The 15,684-nt window shown below is 60.3% G+C and carries 15 protein-coding genes and 1 pseudogene; 10 read left to right on the forward strand and 6 right to left on the reverse strand.

The window, feature by feature from the left end:
* Nucleotides 1–4: 4 nt before the first annotated feature.
* The 9 genes and pseudogenes from ihfA to GKQ23_RS11165 all read left to right on the forward strand — a co-directional run bounded on the left by ihfA (nucleotide 5) and on the right by GKQ23_RS11165 (nucleotide 6,949).
* On the forward strand, nucleotides 5–304 hold the full coding sequence (ihfA, locus tag GKQ23_RS11125; protein WP_056234587.1) for an integration host factor subunit alpha: 300 nt from the start codon (nucleotides 5–7) through the stop codon (nucleotides 302–304).
* A 194-nt stretch (nucleotides 305–498) separates the two neighbouring features.
* Nucleotides 499–787, forward strand: a pseudogene (locus GKQ23_RS11130) (type II toxin-antitoxin system HicA family toxin).
* Nucleotides 784–1,158 carry a type II toxin-antitoxin system HicB family antitoxin gene (locus GKQ23_RS11135; protein ID WP_212411100.1) on the forward strand — a complete coding sequence of 125 codons (375 nt, stop codon included), beginning with the start codon at nucleotides 784–786 and terminating at the stop codon, nucleotides 1,156–1,158. Before GKQ23_RS11130 ends, GKQ23_RS11135 begins: the two are co-directional and overlap by 4 nt.
* A 300-nt stretch (nucleotides 1,159–1,458) precedes the next feature.
* Nucleotides 1,459–2,436 (forward strand): vitamin B12 ABC transporter permease BtuC, encoded by a 978-nt coding sequence (gene btuC / locus GKQ23_RS11140; protein ID WP_212411102.1) that lies wholly within the window; start codon nucleotides 1,459–1,461, stop codon nucleotides 2,434–2,436.
* Nucleotides 2,437–2,479: 43 nt separating this feature from the next.
* Nucleotides 2,480–3,025: a glutathione peroxidase gene (locus tag GKQ23_RS11145; RefSeq protein WP_212411758.1), complete on the forward strand. Its 546-nt coding sequence runs from the start codon at nucleotides 2,480–2,482 to the stop codon at nucleotides 3,023–3,025.
* A complete protein-coding gene (gene btuD, locus GKQ23_RS11150) occupies nucleotides 3,026–3,766 on the forward strand; it encodes a vitamin B12 ABC transporter ATP-binding protein BtuD (RefSeq protein WP_212411104.1) in 741 nt (246 codons plus the stop codon). It begins immediately after the preceding gene.
* Nucleotides 3,767–3,834: 68 nt separating this feature from the next.
* The gene (locus GKQ23_RS11155; protein WP_056234597.1) at nucleotides 3,835–4,293 is read left to right on the forward strand and encodes an NlpC/P60 family protein; all 459 of its coding nucleotides are present in this window, start codon (nucleotides 3,835–3,837) and stop codon (nucleotides 4,291–4,293) included.
* A gap of 373 nt (nucleotides 4,294–4,666) precedes the next feature.
* Nucleotides 4,667–5,395, forward strand: coding sequence for an EAL domain-containing protein (locus GKQ23_RS11160; RefSeq protein WP_056234600.1), 729 nt, complete (start codon nucleotides 4,667–4,669; stop codon nucleotides 5,393–5,395).
* 117 nt (nucleotides 5,396–5,512) lie between these two features.
* Nucleotides 5,513–6,949, forward strand: a complete 1,437-nt coding sequence (locus tag GKQ23_RS11165; protein ID WP_212411106.1) for a protein adenylyltransferase SelO — start codon at nucleotides 5,513–5,515, stop codon at nucleotides 6,947–6,949.
* On the opposite strand, the gene GKQ23_RS11170 is transcribed toward GKQ23_RS11165, so the two are convergent.
* The 6 genes from GKQ23_RS11170 to GKQ23_RS11195 form a co-directional block, all read right to left on the reverse strand.
* The gene (locus tag GKQ23_RS11170; protein ID WP_056234606.1) at nucleotides 6,946–7,725 is read right to left on the reverse strand and encodes a heme ABC transporter ATP-binding protein; all 780 of its coding nucleotides are present in this window, start codon (nucleotides 7,723–7,725) and stop codon (nucleotides 6,946–6,948) included. The genes GKQ23_RS11165 and GKQ23_RS11170 overlap by 4 nt on opposite strands.
* Nucleotides 7,718–8,716 carry an iron ABC transporter permease gene (locus GKQ23_RS11175; RefSeq protein WP_200929779.1) on the reverse strand — a complete coding sequence of 333 codons (999 nt, stop codon included), beginning with the start codon at nucleotides 8,714–8,716 and terminating at the stop codon, nucleotides 7,718–7,720. Before GKQ23_RS11175 ends, GKQ23_RS11170 begins: the two co-directional genes overlap by 8 nt.
* Nucleotides 8,716–9,537, reverse strand: a complete 822-nt coding sequence (locus GKQ23_RS11180; RefSeq protein ID WP_212411108.1) for a hemin ABC transporter substrate-binding protein — start codon at nucleotides 9,535–9,537, stop codon at nucleotides 8,716–8,718. Before GKQ23_RS11180 ends, GKQ23_RS11175 begins: the two co-directional genes overlap by 1 nt.
* Nucleotides 9,534–10,565: a hemin-degrading factor gene (locus tag GKQ23_RS11185; protein ID WP_212411109.1), complete on the reverse strand. Its 1,032-nt coding sequence runs from the start codon at nucleotides 10,563–10,565 to the stop codon at nucleotides 9,534–9,536. Before GKQ23_RS11185 ends, GKQ23_RS11180 begins: the two co-directional genes overlap by 4 nt.
* A 172-nt stretch (nucleotides 10,566–10,737) precedes the next feature.
* Complete coding sequence (locus GKQ23_RS11190; RefSeq protein ID WP_212411111.1) at nucleotides 10,738–11,784, reverse strand: 3-deoxy-7-phosphoheptulonate synthase; 1,047 nt, start codon at nucleotides 11,782–11,784, stop codon at nucleotides 10,738–10,740.
* Between the two features lie 127 nt (nucleotides 11,785–11,911).
* On the reverse strand, nucleotides 11,912–12,745 hold the full coding sequence (locus GKQ23_RS11195; RefSeq protein ID WP_056234620.1) for a pyruvate, water dikinase regulatory protein: 834 nt from the start codon (nucleotides 12,743–12,745) through the stop codon (nucleotides 11,912–11,914).
* Nucleotides 12,746–13,214: 469 nt separating this feature from the next.
* Here GKQ23_RS11195 and ppsA point away from each other — a divergent pair, with 469 nt between their 5' ends.
* Nucleotides 13,215–15,596, forward strand: a complete 2,382-nt coding sequence (gene ppsA, locus GKQ23_RS11200; RefSeq protein WP_212411113.1) for a phosphoenolpyruvate synthase — start codon at nucleotides 13,215–13,217, stop codon at nucleotides 15,594–15,596.
* Nucleotides 15,597–15,684 lie beyond the last annotated feature (88 nt).

Consider the following 15,684-nt stretch of genomic DNA (forward strand, 5'->3'; position numbering starts at 1 on the left):
ACCTATGGCGCTTACAAAAGCTGAAATGTCTGAATACCTGTTTGAGAAGCTGGGGCTGAGCAAACGGGATGCCAAAGAACTGGTAGAACTGTTTTTTGAAGAAGTGCGTCGTGCTTTGGAAAACGGTGAGCAGGTGAAACTGTCAGGATTTGGCAACTTCGACCTTCGCGACAAGAATCAACGTCCGGGTCGTAACCCGAAAACGGGTGAAGATATCCCGATTACGGCTCGCCGTGTGGTGACCTTCAGGCCTGGACAGAAGCTGAAAAGCCGGGTAGAAAACGCCACACCGAAAGAAGAGTGATTTCTGCTATTTAAAAGGCCGCGCAAGCGGCCTTTTTTATGTGGTTATCCTTCTGGTTTTAAGATCTTCTATAAAATATTATCCACACGTTGTCCTTGTTTAAAAAAAGCCACAGCAATAAAATGACTTCATAAGTTGACTTCATTCATCGCCATGCAATACTGACTTCATAAGGTGACTTCGTGAGGCAGGGAATGGACGAACAAGTTGCACCACTACGGAAGAAGCAATGGAGCACGCTTGAGCAGATATTTAAATCGCCCGTGCAGTCAGGCATTAAATGGGCTGACATCGAGTCACTGATTAAAGCGCTGGGAGGGGAGGTCAAAGAGGGGCGCGGTTCCCGCTGTAAGTTTATCCTTAACGGCAGTATCGCTAACTTTCATCGCCCGCATCCATCGCCCGCATCCATCGCCAGATACTGACAAAGGCGCAGTTGTTAACCTGCGTGACTGGCTTGAAAGCACAGGAGTTAAGCCATGATCAAAGCATCGACACTCAAAACATCGACCCCCAATACCATGCAGATAGCCGGGCAACCGGCCATTATCACCTATGTAGCGGAGCTGGGCGCGTTTCGCGGGAAGTTCCTGGGTCTGACCGGCTATTGTGACTTTGTCTCGGACAGTATTCAGGGGTTGTTAACAGAAGGCGAGATATCGCTACATGGGTATCTGGAGGATTGCAGCGCAGCGGGTATTGAACCTTATGTACGTCAGGAAAAGGTCAGGACGTTCACGTTGCGCTATCCGGAGTCGTTCGGGGAACGTCTTAATCAGGTCGCCGCGGCGCATGAGACATCGGTCAATACCTTCATTATCGAAACACTCAGTGAGCGCATGAAACACGCCTGACCTTTCTTCGTGTCGTGCAGCAGAAGCGGGGGGTTATTCTGTCCTGATTTCATCAACAGCTGCACAATGTTCTCGTCATAGTTCAGGCCCGGTCCCTTCTGCTGCCGGGCGGCCTGGCCCTGAAGCGGCAACGGCAAAAAAACGAAGCGAATGTCTCGCACAGGTGGCGGAGGAATAGCCACGAGGGCTGAGGATGCCCGCAGTTGCCTCTTATGCTCATCATTCAGTTCATCCTTTTCCATGTCAATTCAGAGAAAACCTCTCTACAATTAACCCACTGTTTTCTTGCCATAAATCACCATGACGCTGACCCCGTATCTGCAACGCGCTCGCCACCGTGCCCGGCTCTGGCTGCTGGGGCTGGGGCTGTTTTGCCTGCTGATGACCCTGCTCAGCCTGTCTGCCGGTGAGCGCTGGATCCTGCCCGATGCGTGGCTCGGCGACGACGCGCGGCTGTTTGTCTGGCAGCTGCGCCTGCCGCGCACGCTGGCGGTGCTGCTGGTGGGGGCGTCGCTGGCGGTGGCCGGGGCCGTCATGCAGGCGCTGTTCAGCAACCCGCTGGCAGAGCCGGGGTTGCTTGGCGTCTCCGCCGGGGCGGGCGTTGGCCTGGTTGCCTGTATTTTCTTTGGCACGGACAACCCGTGGCTGATGAGCGTCTGCGCTATCGCCGGCGCGCTGCTGGTAACGCTGCTGCTGCTGCGTTTTGCCCGCCGCCACCTTTCGTCCGCTAAACTGCTGCTGGCGGGCGTGGCGCTGGGGATTATCTGCAGCGCGGTGATGACCTGGGCAGTCTACTTCAGCAGCAGCCTCGACCTGCGCCAGTTAATGTACTGGATGATGGGTGGGTTCAGCGGCGTTGACTGGCGCTACCGCTGGCTGATGCTGGCGCTGCTGCCGGTGCTGATGTGGCTGTGCAGCCGCAGCCGGGTGCTCAATCTGCTGGCGCTGGGGGAGGTTTCCGCGCAACAGCTGGGCCTGCCGCTGCTGCTGTGGCGCAACCTGCTGGTTGCGGCTATCGGCTGGCTGGTCGGGGTCAGCGTGGCGCTGGCCGGGGCGATCGGCTTTATCGGGCTGGTTATTCCGCATATTTTGCGCCTCAACGGGCTGAGCGATCACCGTACGCTGTTACCGGCCTGCGCGCTGGCCGGGGCGGGCGTGCTGCTGCTGGCCGACGTGATTGCCCGCGTGGCGCTGACCGCCGCCGAGCTGCCGGTCGGCGTGGTGACCGCCACGCTGGGCGCGCCGGTATTTATCTGGTTATTATTGAACAACCGTTAAACGGTTACCCTCAACGATGTTCTCGCTGAAACAGGAAAAGATGATGACGATTTATGATACGCAACTGACCACTCTGGATGGGGAAGCTACCACGCTGGCGCAGTGGCAGGGTAAGGTGCTGCTGGTGGTGAACGTGGCCTCTAAGTGCGGCCTGACGCCGCAGTACGAGCAGCTGGAAGCGCTGCATAAGGCGTGGCACGCGCAGGGCTTCAGCGTGCTCGGCTTCCCCTGCAACGCCTTCCTCGGCCAGGAGCCGGGCAGTGATGAAGAGATCAAAACCTTTTGCAGCACCACCTACGGCGTGACCTTCCCGATGTTCAGCAAAATTGAGGTTAACGGTGAGCAGCGCCATCCGCTGTATGCGCAGCTGGTGGCGGCACAACCGCAGGCGCTGGCACCCGAGGGCAGCGGTTTCCTGGAGCGCATGACCAGCAAAGGGCGTGCGCCAGAAGCGCCTGGTGATATTCTGTGGAATTTCGAGAAGTTTCTGATCGGCCGTGACGGTAAGGTACTGGCTCGTTTCTCGCCGGATATGACCCCTGACGACGCGCAGATCGTCACCGCCGTGCAGCAGGCGTTGGCAGAGTAAGTGCTGCTGGAGATCGACAGGGTGGCCATCGAGCCGCGGCTGTTTCCGTTCAGCGCCCGGGTCGGGGCCGGCGAGCTTATCCATCTGGTCGGGCCGAACGGCGCCGGGAAGAGTTCGCTGCTGGCCGCGCTGTCCGGGTTGCAGCCGGCCCGCGGTGACATCCGGCTGTGCGGGCGACCGCTGGGCGACTGGGCGGGCAGCGCGCTGGCGCGCCGGCGGGCGTATCTGCCGCAGCAGCATCTGGCCCCCGCGCAGATGCCGGTATGGCACTATCTGTCGATGCATCATGGCCCTGGCGCTCAGGCTGACGCGTTTTCGCTGCGCGAGCTGAGCGCAGCGCTGCGGCTGGATGACAAGCTGCAGCGCCCGCTCGGGCAGCTGTCCGGCGGTGAGTGGCAACGGGTGCGGCTGGCGGCGGTGCTGCTGCAGGTCAGTCAGCCCGACGGCGCGCTGCTGCTGCTGGATGAGCCGCTGACCGGTCTGGATATCGCCCAGCAGCACGCCTTCGATGGTCTGCTGAGCCGCGTTATCGCCAGCGGTATTAGCGTGGTGATGAGCAGCCATGACCTTAACCACAGCCTGCAGCAGGCCAGCAGCGTCTGGCTGATGCGTCCGGGGCAGCCCGCGCTGGTCGGCGCAGCGCGTGAAATACTCACCTGCGACAACCTGACGGCGTTATATCAGGTCGCGTTCCGCGAACTGCAGGTTGACGATCGTATTTTTTTAACCACCGGGGGCTGACCGTCCGGCCCGTTTTACCTCCGCGGCGTGGCACAGACAGCGGTGATGAATTTTTTTAGGGAGCGTTTATGCGTTACTGGCTGTTACTGATGGTTATTCTTCTGGCAGGCTGTAGCAGCCGTGCTCCCGCACCGAAAAGCCAGCTGGCCGATCGTATAATGGTCATCGCCCAGCTGAACGATCAGCTTGCCCAGTGGCACGGCACGCCGTATCGCTATGGCGGCATGACGCGGCGCGGTATCGACTGTTCCGGCTTTGTGCTGCTGACCTTTCGCGATCGTTTCGATCTGCAGCTGCCGCGCAGCACCGAGGCGCAAACCGACGTCGGCACGCGCATTGATAAGTCCGATCTGTTGCCCGGCGATCTGGTGTTTTTCAAAACCGGCAGCGGTGAAAATGGGTTGCACGTGGGCATTTACGACACCGATAACTATTTTATTCACGCCTCGACCAGCCGCGGCGTGGTGCGTTCATCGCTCGATAACGTTTACTGGCGTAAAGTATTCTGGCAGGCGAGACGTATCTGATCGCTCTGCCGCTGAAAAAAGTGACAGAATGCTGTTTTAAACAGCATTTGATTTAACAGCACTTATTCAGAAATTTATGAGATTTATTCGCCAGGTGGTCCGATCTCTTCATAAGGATGTTAATTTTTCTTACTTAACTCATATTTCAGTGAAAATCACATTAATCCGAGAAAAGGATTATTTACCCGCTCTGTGTATGGATTTTTATTCAGCATTTTTAGCAGAAAATCTGTGGTAGTCTGACCAGTAGAGACCAGCGTAAGCTGATTAACAGGGTGTCTGAACGGGCCTGAAGCCTGCGCTGGCGCGGTGGGGTGGTCAAATCGACACCGGCAAGGCTGTGGTTACCCTCGCGGAATAATGGCAAAAATCAATGAACATCCATCTGGAAACGGAGTATCGCACCCACCCCCAGTTTTATCCGGTGTACAGCCCGGAGGGGCGGTTACTTTGTACCGAATTACGGGTGAATTTCTGTCACCCGCAGAGCAACGTGGCCATTCCGCAGGCGATGCTGACGCCGCAGCTGGATATATCACAGCGCATTTTACTGCTGCAGAGTCAAATTAACCTGATTGAAAGCGGTGCGCGTTTCTTTAGCATAAATAATATTAAGGTTTCAATTAGCGTCGACGGACTGCTGGCCGATACGCTGCTTGAGAGTGACTTTCTGCTGAAAAAAATGAGCCTGCTGGCAGGGCTGCAGCTGGATATTGCGGAGAGTTTCCCCGGCCTGCATGAAGGCGCAGACAATCCGCGGCTGCGGGCGCTGAGCGACCACTTTTCACTGGCGCTGAGCCACTACGGCGCAGGAAACTTGAGTTCGAAAGCGGTGTTTGACAGCCTGTTTGAACGCATCACGCTGGATCGGGCGCTGATGCAGCGGATGATGAAGCGCGCGTCATTCAGCGCGCTGGCCGGGGTGATCGTTGAGCAGATTACCCCTTACTGCGGCCTGCTGGTGCTGGCCGGCGCTGACGATCTCAGCGACCTGCAAAAGATACGTCATCTGCCGCTTGGCGGCATTGAGAGCGCGCTGTTTCCGGCGGTTCCGGTGGAGTGTCTTGACCAGTTGCTGACCCCACCGCCGTGGCTGGGGTAGCCCGTAACGGCAATAACCCTGTTGATTGTCCGTATTTACCCGGCCCCTGGCGCTTTACACTGTCCCTCCTGCCGCGGCGTTGAGTTAAGTCTGCCCGGCCGTCCTGATGGAGGCGCTATGCACTTTGATAATACCTGGCACGATGAACTGCAGGGCTTTTACCGGCCGCTGGCACCCACGCCGCTGAAAAATGCCCGACTGCTGTACCACAGCGCGCCGCTGGCGCAGGAGCTGCAGGTCACCTCGCTGTTCAGCGCCGGGGCCGATGCGGTGTTGAGCGGAGAACGCCTGTTGCCCGGCATGCAGCCGCTGGCCCAGGTCTACAGCGGCCATCAGTTCGGCGTGTGGGCCGGGCAGCTGGGTGACGGGCGCGGCCTGCTGCTGGGGGAGCAGCGGCTGGACGACGGCCGCAAGTTCGACTGGCACCTGAAGGGCGCCGGGCTGACCCCTTATTCGCGAATGGGCGACGGCAGGGCGGTGCTGCGCTCCACGCTGCGCGAGTTTCTGGCTTCGGAAGCGATGCACGCCCTCGGCATTCCCACCTCCCGCGCGCTGAGCGTGGTCACCAGCGATGAACCGGTGTATCGCGAAACCACCGAGCGCGGCGCGATGCTGCTGCGGGTGGCGGAGAGCCATCTGCGCTTTGGCCACTTTGAGCATTTCTACTATCTGGGGCAGCAGGAGCAGGTGCAGCAGCTGGCGGATTACGCTATTCGCCACCACTGGCCTGAACTGCAGCAGGAGGCGGATAAGTATCTGCTGTGGTTCACCGACGTGGTGCAACGTACCGCACGGCTGATCGCCGGCTGGCAGAGCGTCGGCTTTGCCCACGGCGTGATGAACACCGACAATATGTCGATTCTCGGCCTGACGCTGGACTACGGCCCTTACGGCTTCCTCGACGATTACCAGCCGCAGTTTATCTGCAACCACTCCGATCACCAGGGGCGCTACAGCTTTGAAAACCAGCCGATGATCGGGCTGTGGAACCTCAACCGGCTGGCGCATGCGCTCTCGGGCCTGCTGAGCACCGACCAGCTGAAACAGGCGCTGGCCCACTATGAAACCACGCTGATGCAGGCGTGGGGCGAGAGGATGCGCGCGAAGCTGGGGCTGTTCACCGCCGATAAGCATGACAACGATATTCTCACCGGCCTGCTGTCGCTGATGACCCGTGAAGGCAGCGACTATACGCGTACTTTCCGCCTGCTCAGCGACACCGAGGCGCAGCAGTCGGCGTCACCGCTGCGCGACGAGTTTATCGATCGTGAAGCGTTCGACGGCTGGTATAACGTCTATCGTCAGCGGCTGCTGCAGGAGGAGGTCAGCGACGCGCAGCGCCAGCAGGCGATGAAGCAGGTCAACCCGACACGCATTCTGCGCAATTACCTGGCACAGCAGGCGATTGAGCAGGCGGAGCAGGACGAGGTGGGAGAGCTGGCACGGCTGCATCAGGCGCTGTTGCAGCCGTTTACAGACGTGCCAGAGTATGACGATCTGTCGCGCCGCCCGCCGGAGTGGGGCAAAACGCTGGAGGTCAGCTGCTCCAGCTAGCGGCGCAGCGCCACCTGCGGTACGCCTTCAGTCTGGTGCGGGTGCACCATCACGTCGGCGTGATACCAGCGGGCCAGCGTCGCTTCGTCCAGCACCCCGGCCGGGGTGCCTTCCGCCACCAGCCGGCCCTGCGCCAGCAGCATCACCCGATCGGACCACAGTGACGCGAGGTTCAGATCGTGCAATACGCAGCAGACGCTTAACGCGTGCTGCTGCGTGAGCCGGGACAGCAGGCGCAGCAGGTGCTGCTGGTGGTAGAGATCCAGCGCCGAGGTCGGTTCATCAAGGAACAGCCAGCCGCGCGGGCCATCCTGCTGCCACAGCTGCGCCAGCGCGCGGGCCAGCTGCACCCGCTGCTGCTCGCCGCCCGACAGCTGCAGGTAGTCGCGCTGTGCGAGGTTCTCGCAGCCGGTCAACGCCATCACCTGTTCCACCACGCCGTTCACGTCTTTGCCCGGCCACGGGGCGCGGCCCATCGCCACCACCTGCTCAACGCTGAGCGGAAAAGCCATGCTGCTCTGCTGGCGCATCACCGCCCGCTGCTGCGACAGCCTCGCCGGTGACCAGGCGGCCAGTGGCTGGCCGTTCAGCTGACAGCCGCCGCGCTGCGGGGTAAGAAAGCCGGTCAGCAGCCGCAGCAGCGTCGATTTGCCCGCGCCGTTTGGCCCGATCAGCGACACCAGTTCGCCTGGGTGAAGTGACAGGGTAATATCCTCGATTAGCCAGCGCTGTCCGAGCTGATAGCTCAGGCCGCTGGCGCGCAGTACCTCAGCCATTGACACCTCCGCGACGCCGCAGGATAAGCCACAGGAACCACGGGCCGCCGATCAGGCTGGTCAGCAGCCCGACCGGCATTTCGGCCGGGGCGACCACCGTACGCGCCAGCGTATCGGCCAGCAGCAGCAGCATCGCGCCGCTGAGCAGCGAGGAGGGCAGCAGCCAGCGGTGGTCGCCACCCAGCCAGAAACGCATCAGGTGCGGGACCACCAGACCGATAAAGCCGATCACTCCGCTGACCGCTACCGCCGACGCCACCAGCAGCGCGCTCAGCACCAGCAGCGCGCGCTGGGTGCGCGGCACGTCCACGCCCAGGTAGTGCGCCTCTTCCTCGCCGAGCTGCAGCAGGTTCAGCCGCTGGGCCAGCCTCTGTACCAGCAGCATGCAGGGGATCACGATCGAGGCGCAGACCAGCACGGTCGGCCACTGCGCCGAACTCAGGCTGCCCATGCCCCACAGCGACAGCTGGCGCAGCTGCTGATCGGTGCTCAGCCATGACAGTACGCCGACCGAGGCCGCGCACAGCGCGTTGATGGCGATGCCGACCAGCAGCAGGCGGCTCAGGCCGCTGGCCCCCTGACGGCTGAGCATAAAGATCACGGCGGTGACTGCCAGGCTGCCGATAAAGGCGGCCAGCAGCGGTACGTAGAGCGCCAGCACGCCCGGCAGGGTCAGCGACAGCACGATCGAGCAGGCTACCGCCAGCGCGGCTCCGCTGCTGATCCCCAGCAGGCCGGGGTCGGCCAGCGGGTTGCGGAACAGGCCCTGCATCACGCAGCCGGAAAGCGCCAGCGCGCCGCCCACCAGCACCGCCAGCAGCACGCGTGGCAGACGGATGGTGTACCACACCTGCCACAGGCTGCTGTCGGTGCCGGCGTGCCACAGCATCGGCAGCGACAGCCGCATCGCGCCGATGTTGGCCGCGCTGACGGTCAGCACCAGCAGCAGCAGCAGCAGCACGCTCAGCCAGCGCAGCGCGCGCGTCGACATCACGGCAGCGCTTCCGCCGTTTTGCGCAGCTTGAGGATCGCCGCCGGGGTATCAATACCAAAGCCGAGCAGCGCCATATCATCCAGCACCAGCACCTGTTTCGTTTTCCCGGCCGGGGTCAGCGTCATGCCCGGCAGCTTCCACAGATTGTCAGTGCCGCCAAGGGTTTTCAGCCCGTCTTCGGTTATCACGATCAGCTGCGGCGCGCTGGCCACCACCCCTTCCTGGGAGAGCGGCTGATAGCGCTGCACGGCGGACATGGCGTTCTGCAGGCCGGCGGCCTGAATCGCCGCGTCGGCGGAGGTACCCTGGCCTGCCGCCATGGTGCCCATGCCCTGGTGGGCGAGGATAAACAGCACTTTTACCGGCAGCGCGGTTTTCGGCACGCTGGCCAGCTCTTTACTGATCTTCTCCTGCAGCGCCTTACCGGCCTCCTCACGGTGCAGGGCCGCCGCCACCGCCGCCACTTTCTCATTGATGGCGGAAATCGCCGGCTTACCGGTGATATCGATCACCCTGACGCCGTTCTGCGCCACCTGCTGCAGCGCCAGCGCTGGTTTCGCCAGCTCGCTGGCCAGCACCAGCGTTGGCTTCAGCGCCAGGATGCCTTCGGCGTTCAGCTGACGCATGTAGCCAACGTCCGGCAGCTTTTTCACCACCGCCGGGTGCAGGCTGGTGCTGTCGCGCGCGATCAGCTGCTGCTGCGCGTCCAGCGCGTAGATAATCTGCGTAACGTCGCCACCGATGCTGATCACGCGCTCCGCCGCCATCGCGGAGAAGGTCAGGGGCAGGAGACAAAGTGCGGTTAACCAGCCTTTCATGCGGGGGTTTCCTCAGTGCTGATGCGGGTTAACTGTTCACGCCACTGCGCCTGTTCAGGCTGACCCTCGCTGCGCTGGCCGTACAGCTGAGCGATCTGGGTACCGTCGGCGGCAAACAGTTCAAGGCTGGTGACGATGCCGTCGGCGGTCGGTTTACGGGTGATCCAGCTTTCGGCAATCAGTTCTTCCTGCAGGTGCAGGGTAAAGGTGCTGTTAAAGATGTTCAGCCAGTTGTGCATCGGCGTGACCTTCTCCACCGCGCCGGTGAAAATCTGCACGCAACCCCGGTTACCGACGAAGATCATGATCTCGTTGGCTTCGTCACGGGCGATCTCCAGCAGCGCGGCCAGCGCGCCGTTGCTGACCGGCTGCGCCAGGTCGCGGCTTACCGCCTTAAACGCCTGCTGGCGCGAAACGTTGTGCTTCTTCAGCAGGCGGAAGAACTGGTGGACGTCGGTCATCGCCCGCCATTCGTTCTCCAGCGCCGCGCCGTCGAACGCATCAGCGAAAGGCGTCGCGACGGCGGGTTTGACGCTCAGCGTGGCCGGGGAGGCGTCGCGGTAGTCGTCAACCAGCTGCTGCCAGGCGGCGGTATCGGTCTGTCCGGTGGCATAGACCTTGAGCACCGCGTCGCCCTGGTGGTCAAAAAACTGGATACTCTGACGCTCGCCGTGGCCGGTCATCTCCTGCAGGTGGAACACGCTGGCCCACTGGCCAACGAAGACGCGCAGGTCGAGCGCGCGCGGGTTCAGCACGATGCCGGCGTGTTCATTGATGTGGATATTGCTGAAGGTGCCCGACTGCTCGTGCACCGCGTATTCGTTGCGGGTGATGCATTTGGTGTCACCCACTTTTTCCAGCGCGTGCAGCAGTTCGCGCATGGCGGGACGCAGCGCGGTGGCCTGATGCCCGACGCGGGCGGCGGTCAGTTCGGCTTCGCTGATGCCGATTAACGCGGCCAGGTCGCGGGCATATTTTCTCGGGTGCTCGGCTTTCAGTTCGCTGTAACGGTGGTAAATGTCGTGCATTGCTGGCGTCCTCAGAATAATTATTAAAAACATTCATTATCAGAATGATAATCATTATCAAGAATTGTGCGCGCCGCGCAAGTAAAATTAAGCGTCGGGAAGGGGGAGAAGCAAGAAGAGTGACGGCTGACCGTAACCGGGCCAGCCGTAAGTCGCAGAAGCGAACGGTGAATCAGAAGCGGCTGTCGACCGCGTCGGCTAACTGCTGCAGCACCGCCTCGCTGTCATCCCAGCCTAGGCAGGCGTCGGTGATCGACTGGCCATAAACCAGCGGCGTGCCCGGCAGCACCTTCTGCGTGCCTTCCTGCAGGAAGCTTTCGATCATCACGCCGGCAATCGCCGTGGTGCCGCGGCGGATTTGATCGGCCATTGAGGCGGCGACCTCCTTCTGCAGCCGGTGCTGCTTCAGGCTGTTGCCGTGGCTGAGGTCGATAACCAGCTGCGGCGGCAGATGGCAGGCCTGCAGGCTGGCCGCGGCGGCGGCGATATCTTCCGGGTGATAGTTAGGCTGTTTGCCGCCGCGCAGGATCACGTGGCCGGACGGGTTGCCGCTGGTCTGGTAGATGGTCATCTGCCCCTGTTTATCCGGCGACAGGAACATATGGCTGACCCGGGCGGCGCGAATGGCATCGATGGCGATCTGCGTATTGCCGTCGGTGCCGTTTTTAAAGCCGACCGGGCAGGAGAGCGCGGAGGCCATTTCCCGGTGGATCTGGCTCTCGGTGGTACGTGCACCGATAGCCCCCCAGCTGATCAGGTCGGCAATAAACTGGCCGATCACCATGTCGAGAAATTCCGTGGCGGTGGGCATCCCCAGCGCGTTGATGTCCAGCAGCAGCTTGCGCGCCAGGTGCAGGCCGTGGTTCAACCGGTAGCTGCCGTCGAGGTCCGGGTCGGAAATCAGACCCTTCCAGCCCACCACGGTACGCGGCTTTTCAAAATAGGCGCGCATCACGATCTCCAGACGGTCGCGATGCTGTTCGCGCAGCACGGCCAGCCGCTCCGCATACTCCAGCGCGGCTTTCGGGTCATGCAGTGAACAGGGGCCAATCACCACCAGCAGGCGCGGGTCTTCGCCGCTGAGGATGCGGGCAATCCGCTTGCGTGACGCGGTCACGTTATCGGCAATCATGGCGGTAATCGGCAGGCTGGCCTGCAGGGCCGCAGGCGTAATCAGGCTGTCGATGCGCGCGGTACGCAGTTCATCGGTTTTATTCATCAGTTTTCTCAAAAATTTTTTCTTCACAACGGCAGGAGTACCGGGAAGGATTGATCGCTACATTAAAGCAAAGCCTGATGATTTCAACCGGAAGACAACCAGGGATAATGGGCTCCCTGGTGCTGATTCAGAACATGCGCCTTGCCAGACCCATAATGTCGAGGATTTTGGTGGCGATCTCTTCCACGGAAAAATTGGTGCTGTTGAGGTAGCGGATCTGGTGGGTGCGGAACAGCGCCTCGACCTCTCCGACCTCCATGCGGCACTGGCGCAGTGATGCATAACGGCTGTTTTCCGCCCGCTCCTGGCGAATCGCCGACAGCCGTTCCGGGTCGATGGTCAGGCCAAACAGCTTGTTGTGGAAGGGTTTCAACGCCGCCGGCAGCCTGAGGTTGTCCATATCGTCGGCGATAAACGGATAGTTGGCGGCGCGGATGCCAAACTGCATCGCCAGGTAGAGGCTGGTGGGGGTTTTTCCGCAGCGCGACACGCCGAGCAGAATCAGCTGGGCATCCTCCAGCCCGCGCAGCGAGATGCCGTCGTCGTGCGCGAGGGTGTAATCAATGGCGGCAATGCGTGCATCGTATTTGCCGAGGTTGCTGGCGGTCAGGCCGTGGGTGCGGTTGGCCACCGGTGCGGGGGCAATGCCCAGCTCCTGCTGCAGCGGCGCGACCAGTGACTGCACGATGTCCTGACAGAAGGCGTCGCTCTGCAGGATGATTTCACGGATCTCCGGGGTAACGATAGAGATAAACACCAGCGGACGCACGCCGGTTTGCTGACAGATGGCGTTGATCTGCGCCTTTACCGCCTGGGCACGCTGCACGGTCTGAACAAAGGGCAGCGTCAGGGTCTGGGTGGTCACCGGAAACTGCGACAGCACCGCATGGCCCAGCACTTCGGCGGTCAGCGCCGTGCCGTCCGAGATATAAAAAACACTGCGTTCCGCGTTCACGTCCATTTTATCTCCATTGGTCGGGTTACCTGCAGACTAATTTAATCGATAGCCGCAATGCAAATGATGATTGCACGGATGATATGAAATAAAAAATTCAAAATAAATTGGCATGAATGTTTTGTTTTTATATGCTGATCCCCTGGCCTTTATACCTCATCTTTAATTTTGATGCTCGCGCTGGTATGCCATTTTTTCGCGGTAAAAATTGAAAGCATTCTGTTTTGGAATCGTTACCCGTTGCGCAAAATAAACTTGTATAAAAAGTGTTAATTATTTTAACCTGTTGAAATTATTGGGTATATCATGCGTGTTATGTTGCGCAACGCCTGAGAATAGACGCGAAAAATCTGGAAAATAAAAAACCCTGCTTGCTTGAACGATTCAACACTTTATCTCAAGGCAACAAGTGTGCCAGTCTCATAAAGCAATACGATGTCCTTCATGTTCCCAATTAATTACAAGGATTGCTTCAATGTCCAATAAAGGCGAATTGCCGCTCGTGCTTTGGTACAACCAACTTGGCATGAACGATGTTGATCGGGTGGGAGGCAAAAACGCCTCTCTGGGTGAGATGATTACTAACCTCTCTTCTCTGGGGGTGTCGGTGCCTGACGGCTTCGCGACCACCGCAGAGGCGTTTAACCTGTTCCTCGATCAAAGCGGCGTCAACCAGCGTATCTATGAACTGCTGGACCAGACCAATATTGACGATGTTGACGAGCTGGGGCGCGCGGGTAAACAGATCCGTCAGTGGATCGTGGATACCCCGTTCCAGCCTGAACTCGAACAGGCGGTACATGATGCTTATAACCGCCTGTCAGCCGACGATGCCGAGGCCTCGTTTGCCGTGCGTTCGTCCGCAACCGCGGAAGATATGCCTGACGCTTCCTTCGCCGGGCAGCAGGAGACGTTCCTTAACGTACAGGGCTACGACGCGGTGCTGGTGGCGATCAAACACGTGTTCGCCTCGCTGTTTAACGATCGCGCCATCTCGTATCGGGTGCACCAGGGCTATGACCATCGCGGCGTGGCGCTCTCCGCCGGGGTGCAGCGTATGGTGCGCTCCGACCTCGCCTCGTCCGGGGTGATGTTTACCATTGATACCGAGTCCGGGTTCGACCAGGTGGTGTTTATCACCTCGGCCTGGGGCCTGGGTGAGATGGTGGTGCAGGGGGCGGTCAACCCCGATGAGTTTTACGTGCACAAGCCCACGCTGGCCGCCGGCCGTCCGGCGATCGTACGCCGCAATATGGGCTCCAAAAAGATCCGCATGGTTTACGCCGGCTCGAAAGAGCACGGCAAGCAGGTGGATATCGAAGAGGTGCCGGCGGAGCAGCGCGACCGCTTCAGCCTGACCGACGCTGAGGTGCAGGAGCTGGCCGCCCAGGCGGTGCAGATTGAGCAGCACTACCAGCGGCCGATGGACATTGAGTGGGCCAAAGATGGCCACACCGGTAAGCTGTTTATCGTCCAGGCGCGCCCGGAAACCGTGCGTTCTAACGGCCAGGTGATGGAGCGCTATATCCTGCAGGGCCAGGGGAAAGTGGTGGTGGAAGGGCGGGCAATCGGCCACCGCATCGGTGCCGGCCCGGTCAAGGTGATCCATGACATCAGCGAGATGAACCGGATTGAAAAAGGTGACGTGCTGGTGACCGACATGACCGACCCGGACTGGGAACCGATCATGAAGAAAGCCTCCGCCATCGTCACCAACCGCGGCGGGCGCACCTGTCATGCGGCGATTATCGCCCGTGAGCTGGGCATCCCGGCGGTGGTCGGCTGCGGCGATGCCACCGAACGGCTGCACGAAGGCCACGAGGTGACCGTCTCCTGTGCCGAAGGCGATACCGGCTATGTTTATGACCAGCTGCTGGACTTCGAAGTGAAGAGCTCGCAGGTGGATGAGATGCCGGAACTGCCGCTGAAGATCATGATGAACGTTGGCAACCCGGACCGCGCCTTCGACTTTGCCTGCCTGCCGAACGAAGGCGTCGGGCTGGCCCGTCTGGAGTTTATTATTAACCGCATGATCGGCGTGCACCCGAAAGCGCTGCTGGAATTTGACCGCCAGACGCCGGAGCTGCAGCAGCAGATCCGCGAGATGATGAAGGGCTTTGACGATCCGGTGGAGTTCTATATCGGCCGTCTGACCGAAGGGATTGCCACCCTGGGCGCGGCCTTTGCGCCGAAGCGGGTAATTGTGCGCCTGTCGGACTTCAAATCGAACGAGTACGCCAACCTGGTGGGTGGCGAGCACTACGAACCGGAAGAGGAGAACCCGATGCTCGGCTTCCGCGGCGCCGGCCGCTACGTGGCCGACAGCTTCCGCGACTGCTTTGCGCTGGAGTGCGCCGCAGTTAAGCGGGTGCGCAATGAGATGGGGCTGACCAACGTCGAGGTGATGGTGCCGTTTGTGCGCACCGTGGCGCAGGCGAAGGCGGTGGTGGAAGAGCTGGAGCGTCAGGGACTGAAGCGCGGCGAAAACGGCCTTAAGCTGATTATGATGTGTGAAATCCCGTCGAACGCGCTGCTGGCAGAGCAGTTCCTCGAATACTTTGACGGCTTCTCAATCGGTTCAAACGACATGACCCAGCTGACGCTGGGACTGGACCGCGATTCCGGCGTGGTGTCGGAGCTGTTTGACGAACGCAATGAGGCGGTTAAAGCGCTGCTGTCGATGGCGATCAAAGCTGCGAAAAAGCAGGGCAAGTACGTCGGCATCTGCGGTCAGGGGCCTTCGGACCATGAAGATTTCGCCGCCTGGCTGATGGACGAGGGGATCGACAGCCTGTCACTGAACCCGGACACCGTGGTGCAAACCTGGGTGGGGCTGGCGGAGCTGGCGAAAAAGTAATTAGCGCTCGGTAAAAACGACAGGGCCACCGCAAACTTAATGCCAGTCAGTTAAATCTGCCTGGCATTTTTTCTTCTTACTATCGGAT

This window comes from Erwinia sp. E602 (assembly GCF_018141005.1).
Lineage (GTDB): Bacteria > Pseudomonadota > Gammaproteobacteria > Enterobacterales > Enterobacteriaceae > Erwinia.

What these genes read in the sequence shown, in the direction of transcription:
- GKQ23_RS11160 (WP_056234600.1), top strand. Translation starts at nt 4,667, where the DNA reads ATGAACATCCATCTGGAAACGGAGTATCGCACCCACCCCCAGTTTTAT.
- GKQ23_RS11170 (WP_056234606.1), bottom strand. Translation starts at nt 7,725, where the DNA reads ATGGCTGAGGTACTGCGCGCCAGCGGCCTGAGCTATCAGCTCGGACAG.
- GKQ23_RS11190 (WP_212411111.1), bottom strand. Translation starts at nt 11,784, where the DNA reads ATGAATAAAACCGATGAACTGCGTACCGCGCGCATCGACAGCCTGATT.
- GKQ23_RS11180 (WP_212411108.1), bottom strand. Translation starts at nt 9,537, where the DNA reads ATGAAAGGCTGGTTAACCGCACTTTGTCTCCTGCCCCTGACCTTCTCC.
- ihfA (WP_056234587.1), top strand. Translation starts at nt 5, where the DNA reads ATGGCGCTTACAAAAGCTGAAATGTCTGAATACCTGTTTGAGAAGCTG.
- GKQ23_RS11155 (WP_056234597.1), top strand. Translation starts at nt 3,835, where the DNA reads ATGCGTTACTGGCTGTTACTGATGGTTATTCTTCTGGCAGGCTGTAGC.
- GKQ23_RS11145 (WP_212411758.1), top strand. Translation starts at nt 2,480, where the DNA reads ATGACGATTTATGATACGCAACTGACCACTCTGGATGGGGAAGCTACC.
- GKQ23_RS11135 (WP_212411100.1), top strand. Translation starts at nt 784, where the DNA reads ATGATCAAAGCATCGACACTCAAAACATCGACCCCCAATACCATGCAG.
- ppsA (WP_212411113.1), top strand. Translation starts at nt 13,215, where the DNA reads ATGTCCAATAAAGGCGAATTGCCGCTCGTGCTTTGGTACAACCAACTT.
- GKQ23_RS11165 (WP_212411106.1), top strand. Translation starts at nt 5,513, where the DNA reads ATGCACTTTGATAATACCTGGCACGATGAACTGCAGGGCTTTTACCGG.
- GKQ23_RS11175 (WP_200929779.1), bottom strand. Translation starts at nt 8,716, where the DNA reads ATGTCGACGCGCGCGCTGCGCTGGCTGAGCGTGCTGCTGCTGCTGCTG.
- GKQ23_RS11185 (WP_212411109.1), bottom strand. Translation starts at nt 10,565, where the DNA reads ATGCACGACATTTACCACCGTTACAGCGAACTGAAAGCCGAGCACCCG.
- GKQ23_RS11195 (WP_056234620.1), bottom strand. Translation starts at nt 12,745, where the DNA reads ATGGACGTGAACGCGGAACGCAGTGTTTTTTATATCTCGGACGGCACG.
- btuC (WP_212411102.1), top strand. Translation starts at nt 1,459, where the DNA reads ATGACGCTGACCCCGTATCTGCAACGCGCTCGCCACCGTGCCCGGCTC.